This window comes from Pseudomonas brassicacearum subsp. brassicacearum (assembly GCF_008801605.1).
Taxonomy (GTDB): Bacteria; Pseudomonadota; Gammaproteobacteria; order Pseudomonadales; family Pseudomonadaceae; genus Aquipseudomonas; species Aquipseudomonas brassicacearum.
On the sequence record NZ_VZPJ01000016.1, the window covers coordinates 91,414 to 111,037 of the forward strand.

Below are 19,624 nucleotides of genomic sequence, written 5' to 3' on the forward strand. Positions count from 1 at the left end.
CAGTTCCTTAAACCGTCATCGACACCACCAACGGCAGCAGCACCGCCGTGGCCACGCCCATCAGACTCATTGCCAGCGCCGCAAAGGCGCCTGTTTCCTCGCTTTCCTGCAACGCCACCGACGTGCCCACCGCATGGGCCGCCAGCCCCAGGGCCATGCCCCGGGCTTCTGGGCTATGGACACCCAGCCTGGTCAGAATGCTCGGACCGAGGATCGCCCCGAGCACACCGGTGATCAACACGAACACCGCCGCCATCGCCGCCACACCGCCGATCTGCTCGGCCACCAGCATGGCGATCGGCGAGGTCACGGACTTGGGCGCCATGGTCATCAGAATCATGTGCTCGGCACCAAAAGCCCAGCCCAACACCACCGCAGAGCCGGTGGCAAACACCCCAGCTATCACCAGCGTAGTAAAAATCGGCCAGAACAACTGCCGGATCCGTCGCAAGTTCAAATACAACGGCACGGCCAGGGCGACCGTGGCCGGGCCCAGCAGGATGCTGAGGATCTCGGTGCTCTTGCGGTATTCGGCATAGTCGATGCCGCAACCGACCAGCACGACGATCAACAGCACCATCGACATCAGCACCGGTTGCAGGAACACCCAGCGGGTTTTTTCGAACGCCGCCAGTACCAGTTGATAGGCGCCCAGGGTAATGCCGATGCCAAACAGCGGATGGTGGATCACCGAGGTCCAGGCACCTTGCCAGTCGAGCATCATTGACTGTCCTCCGGAGCGGCGATGTGACGCCGGGCCAGGCGCTGCATCAGCACCCCTGTCAACGCCACGGACAGCACCAGCGATAAGGTCAACGCGCCGACGATGGCCCAGAAATCGGCGGCAATCGCCCGGGCATAGACCATCACCCCCACTGCGGGCGGCACCAGCAGCAATGGCAGATAACGCAGCAGGCTGCTGGCGGCCAGGTTCAGCGGCTCGCTGACTTCGCCGCGCACCACCAGATAACCGAGCAACAGCAGCAGGCCAATGATCGGCCCCGGCAACACCGGCAAGAACAAATGATTGATCGCAGTGCCCAGTAATTGAAACAGCACCAGCCAGGTCAGGCCCCGTAGCAACATCCGCTCTCTCCCCTGCAACACTTACTCAAAGAATGCGCCGGCATTATAAGCATGCCCACGCTATGGGTCGGCATTCGTAAAAAGCATGTTCGGTGACCTTACTTGCGCGCCATGTTGATCTACAGTGGTTCTCCGGGGATGCCGATCCCCGTTCCAGAAAAAGTAAAACAGATGAACCCAAGGAGAGTCTCAATGCCCTACGTCCCCGTTGCAGCGCTCAAAGATTATGTCGGCAAGGAACTTGGACGTTCCGAATGGCTCACCATCGATCAGGAGCGCATCAACCTGTTCGCCGAAGCCACTGGCGACTTTCAGTTCATCCACGTCGATCCGGTCAAGGCCGCGCAGACCCCGTTTGGCAGCACCATCGCCCACGGTTTCCTGTCGCTGTCGCTGATGCCCAAGCTGATGGAAGACATCCTGATCCTGCCCGAGGGCGTGAAGATGGTCGTCAACTACGGGCTGGACAGCGTACGCTTCATCCAACCGGTGAAGGTCGATTCCAAGGTGCGGCTCAAGGTCGACCTGGTGGAAGTCACCGAGAAAAAACCTGGCCAATGGCTGCTCAAGGCCACCGCCACACTGGAGATCGAAGGTTCGGAAAAACCGGCCTACATCGCCGAGCCGCTGTCGCTCTGCTTCGTGTAAACCTGCGCGGTCGCGAAACCGCTCAGGCAGTTTCGCATCGCTTCTCTGTATCCAAGGGGCATAGCTGCGGCATACTCGTGGCCTGATGACCTGGATCCCGTTATGCGCTTATTCGTCCCACTGACTCTGACCCTGCTGCTCACCGCCTGTGGCAACGGCGAATCGCCGCTGCCTCCCGACGCGCGCCTGCCCGACGGCGGCCGCTATCGCGGCGACCTGATGGACGGGCTGCTGCAAGGCCAGGGGCGCATCGACTACCCCAATGGCAGCTGGTACGCCGGGCAGTTCGACAAAGGCCAGTGGCACGGCACCGGGGAATGGCATGGCAGCAATGGCGAGGTCTATCGCGGCCAGTTCGAGCAGGGCCTGTTCCACGGCCAGGGCAGCCTGACCACACCGACCAGCAGCTACACCGGCGGCTTCAAGCTGGGGCGCCGGGACGGTGAAGGGACGCTCAAGGAAAACGGCATGACCTACCGGGGCGAGTTCAAGGCCGACCGCTATTCCGGCCTCGGACGCCTGGAACTCGACGACGGCAGCCAGTACCAAGGCCCGTTCGCCAACGGCAAGCCCAACGGTGAAGGCCAGCGCTTCGACGCCAGCGGCAACCAGTTCACCGGGCATTTTGTCGACGGGCAACTGCAGGGCAAGGGCACCTTCAACAGTGCCGATGGCGATGTCTACATCGGCGGCTTCAAGAACAACCAGCTCAACGGTCGCGGGCGCTACGAAAATGCCGACGGCGATGTCTGGATCGGCCGGTTCAAGGACGGCGCGCTGACCGGCAAGGGCGAACTGATCGGCGCTGACGGCAGCCACTATCTCGGTCAATTCAATGATTGGCGCTTTACTGGCGAGGGCCGCCTGAACCTGCCCGACGGCAGTTTCTACGTCGGCCAGTTCGAAAGCGACAGCTACCACGGGCGCGGCACCCTGGCGCTGACAGACGGCACCGTGCAAAGCGGCACCTGGGCCAACGGCCAACGGGTGCGCGACGCGGACGGCAGGCTGCTGCCGGATGTGCTCGAACTTGGCGTGCTGGCCCAAGGCCGCCTACTGGACGATGCTCTCGCCAACATCCCGGCCTCGACCCCGGCGGTGGAGCTGTACAGCCTGACCCTGGGCGGCGATGGCAAGCAAAGCGTGTTCCTGCGCGAATCCGACTATGTCGCCAACATGCTCGCCAGCCGTTTCGGCGCGTTCGGGCAGATTCGCCTGGTCAACCACCGCGATCACCTCGGCGACCGGCCCATGGCCAGCCGCGAAAGCCTGCGCCGCGCCGCCGCCACCCTGGCCGAGCGCAGTGGTCCGGAAGACCTGATTTTCATCTACCTGACCAGCCACGGCACCAGCGAGCATGAGCTGGTGCTCGACCAGCCGCGCATGGAACTGGCCGACCTGCCCGCCGATGAACTGGCCGTGGTGCTGGCGCCACTGAAGAACCGCGACAAGATCGTAGTGATCTCGGCCTGTTATTCCGGCGGCTTCATCCCGGCACTCAAGGATGAACGCACCCTGATCATGACCGCCTCCCGGGGCGACCGGGTGTCCTTCGGCTGCTCCGAGGAAGCCAACTTCACCTATTTCGGCGATGCGCTGTTCGCCCAGGCATTGAACCAGACCGACGACTTGGAGCAGGCCTTCAAGCGAGCCAAGGCCACCGTTGCCGAGCGCGAACAGGCCGACAACTTCGAAGCGTCCGAACCTCAGATGTGGGCGCCGAGGACGGTCCTTTCCCACTGGCAACTGCTGCGCAAACAGCAGGCACGTAAAGCATTGCAAAGTGCTGCATTGAACGACGAGGCCACAAAGAGCAACTAAGCTGAACCGTATCAAGGGGGAAACACTATGTACTTGACGCCTCAGCATGTTTTGCTCGCCGGTGCTACCGGGCTGACCGGGGAACATCTACTGGACCGGCTGCTCAACGAGCCGACCATCACTCGCGTATTGGCGCCTTCACGCCGGCCACTGGCTGAACATCCACACTTGGAAAACCCGGTTGGGGAGCCGGCCCAGGTGCTGCCACAACTCAGTGGCCAGGTGGACATCGCCTTCTGCTGCCTCGGCACAACCATCAAGAAAGCCGGCTCTGAAGCAGCCTTCCGCGCGATCGACCTGGACCTGGTCGTGGCGTTTGCCAAGCGCGCCCGGGAACTGGGCGCACGGCATCTGGTGGTGATCAGCGCGCTGGGGGCCGACGCCAAGTCATCGATCTTCTACAACCGGGTCAAAGGTGAAATGGAGGCGGCGCTCAAGGCCCAGGGCTGGCCGCAACTGACCATTTGCCGGCCTTCCCTGCTGCTGGGCGACCGCGTCGAACCGCGCCTGGCCGAGCAACTGGCTGGCCCCTTGTCGAAGCTGATCCCAGGCAAGTACCACGGCATCGAAGCCTGCCAACTGGCCCGGGCCATGTGGCGTCTGGCGCTGGAAGAGCAGGATGGGGTGCGGGTGGTGGAGTCGGATGAGTTGCGCAAGCTCGGCAAATAGTCATGTGGTGCCTAGTCGGACGCCTTCGCGAGCAAGCCCGCTCCCACATTCGACCGCATTCCTTCTGGAGGAACACGATCACCTGTGGGAGCGGGCTTGCTCGCGAAGGGCGCGCCACCAATCCAAAGCCAAGCACTTATTGTGGGTGCTACAACCCCCCTGTAGCCTGAAACCCCACACCTATGGCGGTAAACAACGACAACGGCAACAACAAGGTATCGAGCAGCGCACTGCCCGGCAGATCGAGACCCGGGTAGCTCGGCGCCTCGGCGCCAAAGCGGTCCTTGGCGCAGCAGCCACCGTTGAGGGCGTACAAATCCAGGCGTGTTCCGGCGTACACCACCGGCGCACCAGGCTTGGCGGCGTCGAGGGTGCGGGCCGTGGCGCAGCCGGTCAGCTGCAGCGCCAACAGCACGATCAGCAGCTTATTCATCGCTGCTCAAATGATGTTCGCCCCAGCGCGGCAACATGTCCTGGGGAATGTTCAGCAGATTGAGGATCCGGGCGACGACAAAATCGATCAGGTCATCAATGGTCTGCGGCTGGTGATAAAAACCCGGCGAGGCCGGCAGGATGCTCACGCCCATGTTCGACAGCTTGAGCATGTGCTCCAGGTGAATGCTCGAATACGGCGCTTCCCGCGGCACGAGGATCAACTGGCGGCGCTCCTTGAGCGTGACGTCCGCCGCCCGTTCGATCAGGTTGTTGCAGGCCCCGGTGGCAATCGCCGAGAGCGTCCCGGTGGAACACGGCACCACCACCATGGCCGCCGGCGCGCCGGAGCCCGAGGCCACCGGCGACATCCAGTCTTCCTTGCCATACACGCGAATCTGCCCCGCCGCCGCACCGGTGTATTCAGTGAGGAAGGCCTGCATCATCTGGGTCTTGGCCGGCAGGGTCACATCGGTCTCGGTGGCCATCACCAACTGCGCGGCCTTGGAGATGAGGAAATGCACCTCGCGGTCTTCGCGCACCAGGCAATCGAGCAGGCGCAAGCCGTACTGGGCGCCGGACGCACCGGTCATCGCCAGCGTGATGCGTTCCGGACCATTGCTCATTTCAGCGCCTCGGCCAGTTTGCCGTGCAGGCCGCCGAAGCCGCCGTTGCTCATGATCACCACGTGAGTGCCGGGCTGGGCCTGGCTCTTCACGCGCTCGATGATGCCTTCCAGCGAATCGCTGACAATCGACGGCACCGTGCACAGCGCCGCAGTGGCACCGAGGTCCCAGCCGAGGTTGGCCGGTGCGTACCAGATCACCTGGTCGGCATCGACCACGCTTTCCGGCAGGCCGTCACGGTGCGCGCCGAGCTTCATGGAGTTGGAACGCGGCTCGATGATCGCAATCAGCGGCGCATCGCCGATGCGCTTGCGCAACCCGTCGAGGGTGGTGGCGATGGCGGTCGGGTGGTGGGCGAAGTCGTCATAGATGGTGATGCCGCGCACTTCGGCGACCTTCTCCATCCGCCGCTTCACGCTCTTGAACGCGCTCAACGCGGCAATGCCCATGGATGGCACTACGCCGACATGCCGAGCCGCCGCCAGGGTCGCCAGGGCATTGGCAACGTTGTGCTGGCCGGTCATGTCCCACTCGACCACGCCTTGGGACACGCCTTCGAACATGACTTCGAATTGCGAACCGTCATCCTTGAGCAACTTCACCTGCCACTGCCCACCCGCGCCGGTGGTTTGCACCGGAGTCCAGCAGCCCATCTCGATCACGCGCTGCAAGGCCGGTTCGGTGGTCGGGTGAATCACCAGGCCTTCACTCGGGATGGTGCGCACCAAATGGTGGAACTGCCGCTCGATGGCCGGCAGATCGGGGAAGATGTCCGCATGATCGAACTCAAGGTTGTTGAGGATCGCGGTACGGGGACGGTAGTGGACGAATTTCGAGCGCTTGTCGAAAAACGCGCTGTCGTATTCGTCAGCCTCGATCACGAAGAACGGCGTGCCACCCAGGCGCGCCGACACCGAGAAATTCTGCGGCACGCCACCGATCAAAAAGCCCGGGCTCATGCCGGCGTGCTCCAGCACCCAGGCGAGCATGCTGCTGGTGGTGGTCTTGCCGTGGGTGCCGGCCACAGCCAGGACCCAACGGCCCTGCAGCACGTGATCGGCCAGCCACTGCGGCCCGGACACGTACGGCAGGCCTTTGTTGAGCACGTACTCCACCGCCGGGTTGCCACGGGACATGGCGTTGCCAATGACCACCAGGTCCGGCGCCGGGTCCAGTTGCGCCGGGTCGTAGCCTTGGGTCAGCTCGATGCCCTGGGCCTCCAGCTGAGTGCTCATCGGCGGGTAGACGTTGGCGTCGGAGCCGGTCACGTGATGGCCCAGCTCCTTGGCCAGGACCGCCATCGAACCCATGAAAGTGCCGCAAATACCGAGAATATGGATGTGCATAGTCGACCTCGTAAAACATGGCCGCAGGTTAGCCTAGGGAGGGGGAAATCGCACCTTGTGTTTCGAATCTGATCGTTCCCACGCTCCGCGTGGGAATGCAGCCCGGGACGCTCTGCGTCCCTGGAAGCCGAACGCGGAGCGTCCGCAGAGGCATTCCCACGCGGAGCGTGGGAACGATCGTCACGCGGTTATCGGGCAATCGCGTGCTTGCGCAGCTTGCGGTAGAGGGTATTGCGGCTGATCCCCAGTTGCTCGGCAGTGTGGGTCATGTGCCAGCGCTGGCGCTCCAGCGCATCGAGCAATGCCAACCGTTCGGCATCCTCCAGCGGCCGCTCCGCCACCGTTTCAACCAGCGCAATCGACGGACGCTGGCGGATCATCGCCGGCAAGTCCTCCAGCCCGATCCGCCCGCCGTCGCACAGCGCGGCAAGGGTCCGCAGCACGTTGCGCAATTGCCGCACGTTGCCCGGCCAGTCGAACCCCAGCAACGCCTGGCGCGCCGGTTCGTCGATGGACACCGTCTCGGCCCCGCTCTCTTCCGCCAACAGAAAATCCAGCAACTGCGACTTGTCGCTGCGCTCGCGCAACGCCGGCAACGGGATTTCCAGGCCGTTGAGCCGGTAGTACAAATCCTCACGAAAACTGCCGTCCTGCACCCGATCCAGCAACTGCCGGTGAGTGGCGCTGATGATGCGCACGTTCACCGCCTCGGGCTCGCCGCCGATGGGCACCACTTGGCGATCCTCCAGCACCCGCAGCAAGCGGGTCTGCAAGGCCAGGGGCATGTCGCCGATTTCATCGAGGAACAGCGTGCCGCCGTCGGCCTGTTGCAACTTGCCACGCATGCCTTCCTTGCGCGCGCCGGTGAAGCTGCCGCCGCGATAGCCAAACAGCTCGCTCTCGATCAGGCTTTCCGGGATGGCCGCGCAGTTGAGGGCGACGAAATGCTTGCCGGCGCGCTGGCTGGCGTGATGCACGGCCTTGGCAAACGCCTCCTTGCCGGAGCCGGTTTCGCCCTGAATCAGCAGCGGCACATCGCGCTCGAACACCCGCAGCGCCTTGCGAAAATGTTCCTGCAACGCCGCATCCCCCAGGCAGATGCCCGGCAGCCGTGCGGGCTCGATAATCTTGAGCGCTGCCGCAACCGGCACCGGCACGCTGCGCGGCTGCCCACGCAGCACGGCGAACAAATGCCGGCCGTCACGGGTGCGCAGCGGCCAACTCGCACTGGCATTTACACTCGCGCGGCCGAGCAATTCGTCCAACGAACAGTCGAAAAAGTCCCCCACCCGCTGCCCCAGCAAGCTGCCGCGAATATGCCCCAGCAGGTTCAGCGCACTCTGGTTGACGGCGCTGATCCGCCCTTCGCCGTCGAACGCCATCAGGCCTTCGCTGAACAGCCCCACGGACTCAGCCTGCAGATGGAAGCGCAGCAGCCATTGATTGTCGAAGCAACGCAGGAAGTAGCAGCTCTCGATCATCTTCGCCGAGAGATTGACCAGGGCCATGGTGTGGAACTGGCTCTGGCGCGACACGTCCGGCCGGGCCGAAGACACGTCGAGCACCGCCAGCAGCTCGCCCTGGGGGTCGAAGACCGGGCTGGCCGAGCAGGTCAGGCCGGTGTGGCGGCCGCGAAAATGTTCTTCCTGGTGGATGGTCAGGGCCTGGCGCTCCACCAGGCAGGTGCCGATGCCGTTGGTGCCTTCGCAGGCTTCGCTCCAATCGGCGCCGAGCCAGAGGCCGGCCCGTTCGAAAATCTTCCGTTCGCTGGGGGCGGTGACGCAGTTGAGGATCACGCCCCGGGCGTCGGTCAGCAACACCGCGTGGCCAGCGCCGGAGAGTTGCTGGTGCAGGCTGGTCATTTCATTGCCGGCGATGTGCAGCACCTGTTGCAAGCGCTCGCGGCTTTCCAGCACCCGGCCATGTTCGAGCACCGTCGGCGCCAGGTTCTGGGCCGGGTCGAGGTGATAGTCCTCGAGGCAGCGCAACCAGGAACGGGCAATCGACGGATCGCTGCCAGGGCCCTGCAAATGGGCCTTGCCCTGGGTGACCGTCAGGACTTGCTGGGCATGGCGACTCAAATGGTTGCTGTGCATTTCTTATTGTTCTCCCCGAAGGTTGCGGCCTGCTGGAGCAACTGTCGAACCTGGCCCCTGTGGGAGCAAGGCTTGCCCGCGATGAACGATGACGCGCAGGTCAGTTGAACCGCGTCGTGGCTATCGCGGGCAAGCCTTGCTCCCACAGACCTTGCCCCCACAGACCTTTGTTCCCGCAGGAGCTGTGCTGAATGTTCAGCATCCTCCAGCCCAACCGCCTTTGCAATGCTGGCGCGACCTGTCAGTCACAGACTGTCTCGCATCTGGCACAAACTGTCACACCCGCTGTATCGCAAGCGTCACACAACCCATCCGTTTGTCCGACCAACTCCTCCTAAAGTCTTGATTTACGGGCCCTGCAAGGCAATGGCCCAACCTTTGCTCTAGGCTTAATTACCGGCGCTCAATTTTGCGCGGCCCTCCCGTATAAGCACAAAAGCCAAGGAGAACTCATCATGCGTTACGCTCACCCCGGTACTGAAGGCGCTATCGTTTCGTTCAAGAGCAAATACGGTAACTACATCGGCGGCGAGTTCGTCGCGCCTGTCAAAGGTCAGTACTTCACCAATACTTCCCCGGTCAATGGCGAGGTCATTGCCGAATTCCCGCGCTCCACAGCCGAAGACATCGAAAAGGCCCTGGATGCCGCCCACGCTGCCGCTGATGCCTGGGGTGCCACGTCGGTCCAGGCCCGTTCGCTGATCCTGCTGAAAATCGCCGACCGCATCGAAGCCAACCTCGAAGTGCTGGCGATCACCGAATCCTGGGACAACGGCAAGGCCGTGCGTGAAACCCTCAACGCCGACATCCCCCTGGCCGCCGACCACTTCCGCTACTTCGCCGGTTGCCTGCGGGCCCAGGAAGGCAGCGCCGCCGAGATCGACGGCAACACCGTGGCCTACCACATCCATGAACCGCTGGGCGTGGTCGGGCAGATCATCCCGTGGAACTTCCCGCTGCTGATGGCCGCCTGGAAACTCGCCCCGGCGCTGGCCGCCGGTAACTGCGTGGTGCTCAAGCCGGCCGAGCAAACCCCACTGGGCATCTGCGTGCTCATGGAGCTGATCGGCGACCTGCTGCCGCCTGGCGTACTGAACGTGGTGCAAGGTTTCGGCAAAGAAGCCGGTGAAGCCCTCGCCACCAGCAAGCGCATCGCCAAGATCGCCTTTACCGGTTCCACCCCGGTGGGCTCGCACATCATGAAATGCGCCGCCGAGAACATCATCCCGTCTACCGTGGAACTGGGTGGCAAGTCGCCGAACATCTTCTTCGAAGACATCATGCAAGCCGAGCCGAGCTTCATCGAGAAAGCCGCCGAAGGCCTGGTACTGGCGTTCTTCAACCAGGGCGAAGTCTGCACCTGCCCATCCCGCGCCCTGGTGCAGGAGTCGATCTACGACGAATTCATGCAAGTGGTGATGAAGAAAGTCCTGCAGATCAAACGCGGCGACCCGCTGGACACCGAGACCATGGTCGGCGCCCAGGCGTCCGAGCAGCAATTCGACAAGATTCTTTCGTACCTGGAAATCGCCAAGGGCGAAGGCGCCGAGCTGCTGACCGGTGGCAAGGTGGAAAAACTCGAGGGCAACCTGGCGACCGGGTATTACATCCAGCCGACCCTGCTCAAGGGCACCAACAAGATGCGCGTGTTCCAGGAAGAAATCTTTGGCCCTGTGGTGAGCATCACCACCTTCAAGGACGAAGCCGAAGCCCTGGCGATCGCCAACGACACCGAGTTCGGCCTCGGTGCCGGCCTCTGGACCCGCGACATCAACCGCGCCTACCGCATGGGCCGGGCGATCAAGGCCGGTCGCGTGTGGACCAACTGCTACCACCTGTACCCGGCGCATGCCGCGTTCGGTGGCTACAAGAAGTCCGGCGTCGGGCGTGAGACGCACAAGATGATGCTCGACCATTACCAGCAGACCAAGAATTTGCTGGTGAGCTACGACATTAATCCGTTGGGGTTCTTCTAACCTGCGGGAAATTGCGCCCGGCTGATCGTTCCCACGCTCTGCGTGGGAATGCCTCTACGGACGCTCCGCGTTCGGCTCTTTGGGACGCGGAGCGTCCCTGGCTGTGTTCCCACGCAGAGCGTGGGAACAATCAAAATCAAACAACAACGCCGTCCCACCGCTCTGGCATGAGCCTTGCGTGCCCGCTCCACAGCAATCCCGAAAGTCCAACAGATCAAACAATAAAAAAGACAGAGAGGACTTATGACTTCTACCACTCAACTCAAACCCACACTCGGCACCCTGCATTTATGGGGCATCGCCGTCGGCCTGGTGATTTCCGGTGAATACTTCGGCTGGAGCTACGGCTGGGGCACCGCAGGGACCCTCGGGTTTCTCGTCACCGCCCTCATGGTGGCGTTGATGTACACCTGCTTCATCTTCAGCTTCACCGAACTGACTACCGCGATTCCTCACGCCGGCGGGCCTTTTGCCTACAGCCGACGGGCCTTCGGCGAGAAAGGCGGGTTGATCGCCGGGATCGCCACCCTGATCGAATTCGTCTTTGCGCCCCCGGCCATCGCCATGGCGATTGGCGCCTACCTCAACGTGCAATTCCCCGAGCTGGACCCCAAGCTGGCGGCGGTCGGCGCGTACATCGTGTTCATGACCCTGAATATCCTCGGCGTCAGCATTGCCGCGGCGTTCGAACTGGTGGTCACCGTGCTGGCGGTCGCCGAGTTGCTGGTGTTCATGGGCGTGGTCGCGCCGGGCTTCAGCTTCAGTAACTTCGTGCTCAACGGCTGGGCCGGCTCCAATGAGTTCAGCCTCGCCTCGATCCCGGGCATTTTCGCGGCGATCCCCTTCGCGATCTGGTTCTTCCTCGCCATCGAAGGCGCGGCCATGGCCGCCGAAGAAGCCAAGGACCCGAAACGCACGATTCCCCGCGCCTATGTCAGCGGCATCCTGACCCTGGTGTTCCTGGCCATCGGCGTGATGATCATGGCCGGCGGCGTGGGCGACTGGCGCACCCTGTCGAACATCAACGACCCGCTGCCCCAGGCCATGAAGGCCGTGGTCGGCAACAATTCAACGTGGATGCACATGCTGGTGTGGATCGGCCTGTTCGGCCTGGTGGCGAGTTTCCACGGGATCATCCTCGGCTACTCGCGGCAGTTCTTCGCCCTGGCCAGGGCCGGTTACCTGCCCCGAGGCCTGGCGAAGCTGTCGCGCTTCCAGACCCCGCACCGGGCGATCCTGGCCGGCGGCGTCATCGGCATCGCGGCGATCTACAGCGATGGCCTGGTCAACCTGCAAGGCATGACGCTGACGGCGGCGATGATCACCATGTCGGTGTTCGGCGCCATCGTCATGTACATCATCAGCATGCTCAGCCTGTTCAGGCTGCGTAAGACCGAACCTAACCTGGAACGCACCTTCCGCGCCCCGGGCTACCCGATCGTGCCGGGCATTGCGCTGTTCCTGGCGGTGGTGTGCCTGGTGGCGATGGCGTGGTTCAACACCGTGATCGGGCTGGTGTTCCTGGCGTTCATGGTGGTCGGCTACCTGTATTTCCAATTGACCGCCAAGCAACGCTCCGATGCCCCGGCGGACGCTATGCTCACAGGTATCTGAAGTTGCACCGGCACCGGGCCGAGGGCCTGGTGCCTGCTATTTAAAAGTGCACACAGTTCCCTTCCTGTGTGGGAAAACTCTTGGGAAGGCTCTGTGGGAGGGGCTCTGTGGGAAGGACTCTGTGGGAAGGACTCTGTGGGAGCAAAGCTTGCTCGCGATAGCGGTGTATCAGTGGAGAATACTTTTCTGACACTCCGCTATCGCGAGCAAGCTTTGCTCCCACAAGGTTCTTCCACAAGGCTCTCCCACTGGGCTCTCTCACTGGGTTCTTCCACAGGGTTGGATCTGTGGTGTATTTGAGTATTTAGAGAACCAGGAGGACACCGCCCCATGGCCGCATTCGCCCATTCCGTCGGCGCCCAGACCTATCGCTTCGACAGCCTCAAAGACCTGATGGCCAAGGCCAGCCCGGCGCGTTCCGGGGATTTTTTGGCCGAGGTCGCCGCGCTCAACGATGGTGAGCGCGTGGCCGCGCAAATGGCCCTGGCCGACCTGCCCCTCAGCCATTTCCTGCAAGAAATGCTGATTCCTTACGAGGTCGACGAAGTCACCCGGCTGATCGTCGACACTCACGATAAACAAGCTTTCGCCACCGTCAGCCACCTCACCGTCGGCGGTTTTCGCGATTGGCTGCTCAGCGACGCCGCCGATGAACAGAGCCTGCGGGCGCTGGCCCCGGGCCTGACGCCGGAAATGGTCGCCGCCGTGTCGAAGATCATGCGCGTGCAAGACCTGGTGCTGGTGGCGCAAAAGATCCGCGTGGTGACCAAGTTCCGCGGCACCCTCGGCCTGCGCGGGCGCCTGTCCACCCGCCTGCAACCCAACCACCCCACCGACGAACCCGCCGGCATCGCCGCGAGCATCCTCGACGGCCTGCTCTACGGCAACGGCGACGCCATGATCGGCATCAACCCGGCCACCGACAGCACCGCCTCGATCTGCGCCATGCTGGAAATGCTCGACGCCATCATCCAGCGCTACGACATCCCCACCCAGGGCTGCGTGCTGACCCACGTCACCACCTCCATCGAAGCGGCAAACCGTGGCGTGCCCCTGGACTTGGTGTTCCAGTCCATCGCCGGCACCGAAGCGGCCAACGCCAGTTTCGGCATCAGCCTGAGCGTCTTGAAAGAAGGCTACGACGCCGGGCTCAGCCTGAATCGCGGCACCTTGGGCAACAACCTGATGTATTTCGAAACCGGCCAGGGCAGCGCCCTGTCAGCCAACGCCCACCACGGCGTCGATCAACAGACCTGCGAGACCCGGGCCTACGCCGTGGCACGGCATTTCAACCCGTTCCTGGTGAACACAGTTGTAGGATTCATCGGCCCGGAGTACCTGTACAACGGCAAACAGATCATCCGCGCCGGCCTCGAAGACCACTTCTGCGGCAAGCTTTTGGGCGTGCCGATGGGTTGCGACATCTGCTACACCAACCACGCCGAAGCCGACCAGGACGACATGGACACCCTGCTGACCCTGCTGGGCGTGGCCGGGATCAACTTCATCATGGGCATCCCCGGCTCCGACGACATCATGCTCAACTACCAGACCACCTCGTTCCACGACGCCCTCTACGCCCGCCAGACCCTGGGCCTGAAACCGGCGCCGGAATTCGAAACATGGCTGGCGAACATGGGCATCTTCACCCAGGCCGATGGCCGGGTGCGGTTCGGCGACAACCTGCCACCGGCGTTTCGTCACGCATTAGCTCATTTGGGATAAGCCGCATTGGGGATGAGAGAACTGCCCATGGACAAAAAACCTGTCGACCCACAAAACCCTTGGCTGAACCTGCGCAACCTGACCCCGGCGCGCATCGCCCTGGGCCGCACCGGCACCAGCCTGCCGACCCAGGCGCAACTGGACTTTCAATACGCCCACGCCCAGGCCCGCGATGCCGTGCACCTGGCGTTCGACCACCAGGGCATTCGCGCCCAACTGAGCGAGCGCGGCCGTGAAAGCCTGCTGCTCCACAGCGCGGCGGCCGACCGACACAGTTATCTACAGCGCCCGGACCTGGGCCGACGGCTCGACGACGCCTCCGCGCAGGTCCTGGAGGATTACGCGGCGGCCCACCCTGGCGGCGTGGATCTGGCCATCGTCGTGGCTGACGGCCTGTCGGCGCTGGCGGTGCATCGCCATACCTTGCCGTTCCTGGCGCGGCTGGAAGAGCAGATCGCTGCTGACGGTTGGTCTGTGTCGCCAATAGTTTTAGTGGAGCAAGGCCGCGTTGCCGTGGCCGATGAAGTGGCACAGCGGCTCGGCGCGAAAATGTCGGTGATCCTGATCGGCGAACGCCCCGGCCTCAGCTCCCCCGACAGCCTGGGGCTGTATTTCACCTACGCCCCCAAGGTCGGCCTGACCGATGCCTATCGCAACTGCATCTCCAATGTCCGCCTCGAAGGTTTGAGTTACGGCATGGCCGCCCACCGCCTGATCTACCTGATGCGCGAAGCCTGTCGCCGCCAGCTCTCGGGGGTCAATCTGAAGGACGAAGCCCAGGTTCACACTCTGGATTCGGAAAACGCTGCCGATATGAAAGGTAACTTCCTACTGGCGCCGCCCCGAAACTGATCCGTTTATCCGATTGCGTTTTTGATCCGCTTTCAGGCAGCATCAAAAGCACGGCAGCGCGATGTTGTTGTCTGAATATCTGTCGACCTTTGCAGACGAGACCTACCATGCGGATTATCCAAGCGACCCTGGAACACCTGGACCTGCTGACCCCATTGTTCGTCAAATACCGGGAATTCTACGGCTCCCTGCCCTACCCGGATTCGTCCCGAGCCTTTCTCGAAAAACGCCTGCGCCGCAAGGAATCGGTGATCTACCTGGCCTTGCCCGATGACGATGACAGCAAATTGCTGGGCTTTTGCCAGCTCTACCCAAGCTTCTCGTCGCTGTCGCTCAAGCGCGTGTGGATCCTCAACGACATCTACGTCGCCGAAGACGCCCGCCGCCAACTGGTGGCCGACAACCTGATCCGCACCGCGAAAAAAATGGCCAAGGAAACCAACGCCGTACGCATGCGCGTCTCCACCAGCAGCAATAACGACGTGGCGCAGAAGACCTACGAGTCGATTGGGTTCAAGGAAGACACCGAGTTCAAGAACTACGTGTTGCCGATCAGCGACGGGATCTGAGCCGTTGGGAGCAATGTTGGATGTGATGGTTGGGGACATATCCATTGCTGCGGTGATGGCGGCTTAGGGTTCCGCCCTTACGGCGGGTCACTTTCGAAAAGCCCGGAAGCCGGCCCAGTCGAAAGTAACCAAAGCGCTTTATGCCCCACCACTTGGTGCCTCGCTTAGGCTCGGCATGCCCTCACTCCGGCATTGCTCCGTGGGCCCGCCGCGAAGGGCCCTCCATGGCCCAGCGCGGCTATCCCGGCATCCATGCCGGGATACCCACTCCACAATGCCTGCGTTCGGCCAGCGTGGTTAACGGGGCCCCAAGATCAACGTCCACCGCGAGGCGGCCTAATCGCCGACCTGACTCTCCCGGTCGTACACCCATCAGATCTGTTTGAGCAGGACCTGTGGGAGCAAAGCTTGCTCGCGAGGCGGCCTGCCAGCCGGCCTGGCTCTCCCAGTCGTACCCGATCCCATTGTGGGAGCGAGCTTGCTCGCGAAGGCGGCCTAACAGCCAGCCTAATTCTCCCGCTCATACACCTATCAGACCTGTGGGAGCAAAGCTTGCTCGCGATAGCGGTCCGTCAGGCAACATCAATACTGACTGTTCCACCGCCATCGCGAGCAAGCCCGCTCCCACACTGTTTTTGAGGCATGCACAAAAATCAACGTTCACCGCAGCCCCCCCCTGTGGGAGCAAAGCTTGCTCGCGATAGCGGTCTGTCAGGCAACATCAATACTGACTGCTCCACCGCCATCGCAAGCAAGCCCGCTCCAACAAGGCGCTCCCCTGCCCACAGAACCACCGAAATCCCCCGCTACAAACTCAACACGCGCTTCACAATCCTCGCCGTATAATGCCGCTCTTCCCGGCTTGTAAGAAAAAGCTACACACTCTGTAGCCATACTCAAAGCCAGACCCACAAGCCTGCCGAGTCGGGCCGCCACCACAGGTGCTATGCATGGATTTCAATCCCCTCGACCTCATTCTGCATCTCGACGTCTATCTCGACATGCTGGTGACCAACTACGGGACGTGGGTCTACGCCATCCTGTTCCTGGTGATCTTCTGTGAAACCGGCCTGGTGGTCACGCCCTTCCTGCCGGGCGACTCGCTGCTGTTCATCGCCGGCGCCGTCGCCGCTGGTGGCGCCATGGACCCAGTCCTGCTGGGCGGCCTCTTGATGCTCGCGGCGATCCTCGGCGACAGCACCAACTACCTCATCGGCCGCACCGCCGGCGAAAAACTGTTCAGCAACCCCAACTCGAAAATCTTCCGCCGCGACTACCTGCAGCAAACCCACGACTTCTACGACAAACACGGCGGCAAAACCGTGACCCTGGCGCGCTTCCTGCCGATCATCCGCACCTTCGCGCCCTTCGTCGCCGGCGTGGGCAAGATGAATTATCTGCGCTTCTTCGGCTTCAGCGTCCTCGGCACCGTCCTCTGGGTCGGCGGCCTGGTGACCCTCGGCTACTTCTTCGGCAACGTGCCATTCATCAAGCAGAACCTGTCGCTGCTGGTCGTCGGCATCATCCTGGTGTCGCTGCTGCCGATGATCATCAGCCTGGTGCGCAGCAAACTGAGCCAGCGCGCCTCGAAAGCCCAACCACGCTGATCGCCATGTGGTCCCTGAGCAACTGGCGCCGCCGACGCACCCTCGCCAAACACCCCGTGGCCGAGGACACCTGGCAGCGAGTGCGGCAACAATTGAGCTTCCTCGACGGCATCAGCGCCGCCGAGGACCAATGGCTGCGGGAAGCCTGCGTACTGTTCCTGCACGACAAACACCTCACCGCCCTGCCCGGCGTCGAACTGCACCAGGAACAACGCCTGCTGCTCGCCGCCCAGGCCCAATTGCCGCTGATGCACCTGGGCGAACTGAACTGGTACCAGGGCTTCCACGAAATCGTCCTCTACCCCGACGACTTCCTCAGCCCCCAGCGCTACCGCGACGCCAGCGGCATCGAGCACGAATGGGACGGCGAACACAGCGGCGAAGCCTGGCCCCAAGGCCCGATCATCCTGGCCTGGGACGGCGTGATGGCCAGCGGCGGCTGGGACGGCTACAACCTGGTGATCCACGAACTGGCGCACAAACTCGACATGCTCAACGGCGACGCCAACGGCCTGCCACCGCTGCACGCCGACATGCGCGTCAGCGACTGGGCCGACGCCATGCAACAAGCCTTCGACGACCTCGACCGCCAACTCGACCACAACCCCGACGCAGAAACCGTCATCGACCCCTACGCCGCGGAAAACCCGGCGGAGTTCTTTGCCGTCACCAGCGAATACTTCTTCAGCGCCCCAGACCTGCTGCACCAGGCCTATCCCAAGGTCTACGAACAGCTCAAGGCGTTCTACCGCCAGGATCCGTTGGCCCGGCTGCGGCAACTTCAGGCCGAAGATCCGGTCTATCAGGCGTCATACTAAGGTCTCTACGACCCTGGTAACGTGGCAACAGCGGCTGAATATGCCTATAATCGCCGCCACTTTTTGGTCAATCCGACCAGTCATTTGGTCAACTAACGGGGGCACCGCCCAATGAGCTACAGCAAGATTCCGGCTGGCAAAGACCTGCCGAACGACATCTACGTCGCGATCGAAATCCCGGCCAACCACGCCCCGATCAAATACGAAATCGACAAAGACAGCGACTGCCTGTTCGTTGACCGTTTCATGGCCACCCCTATGTTCTACCCGGCCAACTACGGTTACATCCCCAACACCCTGGCCGACGACGGCGACCCCCTCGACGTGCTGGTCGTGACCCCTTACCCAGTGGCCCCAGGCTCGGTCATCCGCGCCCGTCCAGTCGGCATCCTGAACATGACCGACGACGGCGGCGGCGATGCCAAAGTCATCGCAGTGCCACACGACAAACTGTCGCAACTGTACGTCGACGTGAAGGAATACACCGACCTGCCACCGCTGCTGATCCAGCAGATCGAGCACTTCTTCGCGAACTACAAAGATCTCGAAAAAGGCAAGTGGGTCAAGATCGAAGGCTGGGCCGGTGCTGATGCCGCCCGCGAAGCGATCACCAAGTCGGTTGCCGCCTACAAAGGCTGAAACAAACTTGATAAAGAACCCCGGTTTGCCCCGGGGTTTTTTTATGTCTTAATGGCTCCCAATACGAAACTGTATTAACACTGTGTAACCACGTTTAGCCCGCGCCTTTCAAATCCTGCAAACGGAAAGATCGTCTTATATATTTGAACGACTTGTTTATTGCCGAAAACACAGTCGCCCCTAAACTTTCCGTTTATGAAAATACTTTCCAGTGGCGACCGCTTCAGAGCCCTTCTAAGAGAAGCGAACATCCGTTCCGCCGACTTCGCGAAGTTATACGGCGTGAAATCCCAACACGTGAACAACTGGTTCAACCGTGGCATCCCACCCGGGCGCATCCACAGCATCGCCAGCCTGCTGACCGTCAGCCCGGAGTGGCTCGCCCACGGCGAAGGCCCACAGACCCCATTGGGCCTCGGCCCCGGCACCACCTATGAGGCGGCCGAAAACGATGGCGTCTACAGCGTGGTGGAACCCACGGACATTGAACTGCCTTTCTACAAGGAAGTCCCCATCGCCCCCGGCGAAACCAAAACCCACATCACCGAAATCCCCGACCAATCCATCCGCCTGCCCCGCAGCCACCTCGAATCCCTGGAAATAAACCCCAACGACGCCATCTGCATCACCATGGTCGGCGACAGCATGGCCGAACGCATCGAAGACGGCTCCACCCTCGCCATCGACCGCGGCCTGACCCAAATCGTCGACGGCCAAATCTACGCCCTAGAACACGACGGCATGCTCCGCATCAAATACCTGCACAGAATCCCCGGCAACCGACTGCGCCTGCGCAGCCACAACAGTGCTGCGTATCCCGACGAGGTCTTCAGCGCAGAACAGATCGACGCGCAACACATCCACGTGATCGGCTGGGTGTTCTGGTGGTCAACCCTCAACAAACAGAGACCGCCGGTGTTCGACTAACCCCGGCATCCACCGCAGCTCCCCGTGGCGAGGGAGCTTGCTCCCGCTGGGTCCTGTAGGAGCTGGCGAAGCCTGCGATCTTTTGCTCTTTCACCCCTAACCCAATGATTCCACACCACTTACCACTGGGATTCCGAAGCAAACCCGCGTATCCTCCGCCCCACATTTGCGAG

The 19,624-nt window shown here is 62.3% G+C and carries 18 protein-coding genes; 12 read left to right on the forward strand and 6 right to left on the reverse strand.

Translation table 11 applies throughout. The annotated features are described in order from the left end of the window. Positions 1-7: 7 nt before the first annotated feature. Positions 8-724 (reverse strand): LrgB family protein, encoded by a 717-nt coding sequence (locus F7R20_RS27050; RefSeq protein ID WP_003205906.1) that lies wholly within the window; start codon positions 722-724, stop codon positions 8-10. Beyond that, positions 721-1,086, reverse strand: a complete 366-nt coding sequence (locus F7R20_RS27055) for a CidA/LrgA family protein (RefSeq protein WP_003205907.1) — start codon at positions 1,084-1,086, stop codon at positions 721-723. Before F7R20_RS27055 ends, F7R20_RS27050 begins: the two co-directional genes overlap by 4 nt. Positions 1,087-1,278: 192 nt before the next feature. Between F7R20_RS27055 and F7R20_RS27060 the strand changes: the two genes are divergently transcribed. The 3 genes from F7R20_RS27060 (at position 1,279) to F7R20_RS27070 (ending at position 4,224) form a co-directional block, all read left to right on the forward strand. Beyond that, positions 1,279-1,734: a MaoC family dehydratase gene (locus F7R20_RS27060; protein ID WP_003205908.1), complete on the forward strand. Its 456-nt coding sequence runs from the start codon at positions 1,279-1,281 to the stop codon at positions 1,732-1,734. Between the two features lie 102 nt (positions 1,735-1,836). After that, positions 1,837-3,555: a C13 family peptidase gene (locus F7R20_RS27065; protein WP_003205910.1), complete on the forward strand. Its 1,719-nt coding sequence runs from the start codon at positions 1,837-1,839 to the stop codon at positions 3,553-3,555. Between the two features lie 27 nt (positions 3,556-3,582). Next, entirely contained in the window at positions 3,583-4,224 is a 642-nt protein-coding gene (locus F7R20_RS27070) for an oxidoreductase (RefSeq protein ID WP_003205912.1), read from the forward strand. A 148-nt stretch (positions 4,225-4,372) separates the two neighbouring features. On the opposite strand, the gene F7R20_RS27075 is transcribed toward F7R20_RS27070, so the two are convergent. The 4 genes from F7R20_RS27075 to F7R20_RS27095 all read right to left on the reverse strand — a co-directional run bounded on the left by F7R20_RS27075 (position 4,373) and on the right by F7R20_RS27095 (position 8,724). After that, entirely contained in the window at positions 4,373-4,657 is a 285-nt protein-coding gene (locus F7R20_RS27075; protein WP_003205913.1) for a YceK/YidQ family lipoprotein, read from the reverse strand. Continuing rightward, entirely contained in the window at positions 4,650-5,282 is a 633-nt protein-coding gene (ubiX, locus tag F7R20_RS27080; RefSeq protein ID WP_003205914.1) for a flavin prenyltransferase UbiX, read from the reverse strand. The genes F7R20_RS27075 and ubiX overlap by 8 nt, the downstream gene beginning before the upstream one ends. Further along, positions 5,279-6,628 carry a UDP-N-acetylmuramate:L-alanyl-gamma-D-glutamyl-meso-diaminopimelate ligase gene (gene mpl / locus F7R20_RS27085; protein ID WP_003205915.1) on the reverse strand — a complete coding sequence of 450 codons (1,350 nt, stop codon included), beginning with the start codon at positions 6,626-6,628 and terminating at the stop codon, positions 5,279-5,281. The genes ubiX and mpl overlap by 4 nt, the downstream gene beginning before the upstream one ends. Positions 6,629-6,816: 188 nt before the next feature. Further along, positions 6,817-8,724, reverse strand: a complete 1,908-nt coding sequence (locus F7R20_RS27095) for a sigma-54-dependent Fis family transcriptional regulator (RefSeq protein WP_003205916.1) — start codon at positions 8,722-8,724, stop codon at positions 6,817-6,819. Positions 8,725-9,179: 455 nt separating this feature from the next. Here F7R20_RS27095 and exaC point away from each other — a divergent pair, with 455 nt between their 5' ends. From exaC to F7R20_RS27140, 9 genes are all read left to right on the forward strand, one after another. Beyond that, entirely contained in the window at positions 9,180-10,700 is a 1,521-nt protein-coding gene (gene exaC / locus F7R20_RS27100; protein WP_003205918.1) for an acetaldehyde dehydrogenase ExaC, read from the forward strand. Positions 10,701-10,943: 243 nt separating this feature from the next. Continuing rightward, the gene (gene eat, locus F7R20_RS27105) at positions 10,944-12,314 is read left to right on the forward strand and encodes an ethanolamine permease (protein WP_003205920.1); all 1,371 of its coding nucleotides are present in this window, start codon (positions 10,944-10,946) and stop codon (positions 12,312-12,314) included. A 330-nt stretch (positions 12,315-12,644) separates the two neighbouring features. Then, positions 12,645-14,039 carry an ethanolamine ammonia-lyase subunit EutB gene (locus tag F7R20_RS27110; RefSeq protein WP_003205921.1) on the forward strand — a complete coding sequence of 465 codons (1,395 nt, stop codon included), beginning with the start codon at positions 12,645-12,647 and terminating at the stop codon, positions 14,037-14,039. 27 nt (positions 14,040-14,066) lie between these two features. After that, entirely contained in the window at positions 14,067-14,891 is an 825-nt protein-coding gene (gene eutC, locus F7R20_RS27115) for an ethanolamine ammonia-lyase subunit EutC (protein ID WP_003205922.1), read from the forward strand. Between the two features lie 107 nt (positions 14,892-14,998). Continuing rightward, positions 14,999-15,460: a GNAT family N-acetyltransferase gene (locus tag F7R20_RS27120; protein WP_003205924.1), complete on the forward strand. Its 462-nt coding sequence runs from the start codon at positions 14,999-15,001 to the stop codon at positions 15,458-15,460. Between the two features lie 950 nt (positions 15,461-16,410). Next, on the forward strand, positions 16,411-17,067 hold the full coding sequence (locus tag F7R20_RS27125; RefSeq protein ID WP_003205927.1) for a DedA family protein: 657 nt from the start codon (positions 16,411-16,413) through the stop codon (positions 17,065-17,067). Between the two features lie 5 nt (positions 17,068-17,072). After that, entirely contained in the window at positions 17,073-17,885 is an 813-nt protein-coding gene (locus tag F7R20_RS27130; protein WP_003205930.1) for a M90 family metallopeptidase, read from the forward strand. Between the two features lie 111 nt (positions 17,886-17,996). After that, positions 17,997-18,524, forward strand: coding sequence for an inorganic diphosphatase (gene ppa, locus F7R20_RS27135; RefSeq protein ID WP_003205933.1), 528 nt, complete (start codon positions 17,997-17,999; stop codon positions 18,522-18,524). Between the two features lie 195 nt (positions 18,525-18,719). Beyond that, positions 18,720-19,451, forward strand: coding sequence for a LexA family transcriptional regulator (locus F7R20_RS27140; protein WP_003205934.1), 732 nt, complete (start codon positions 18,720-18,722; stop codon positions 19,449-19,451). Positions 19,452-19,624 lie beyond the last annotated feature (173 nt).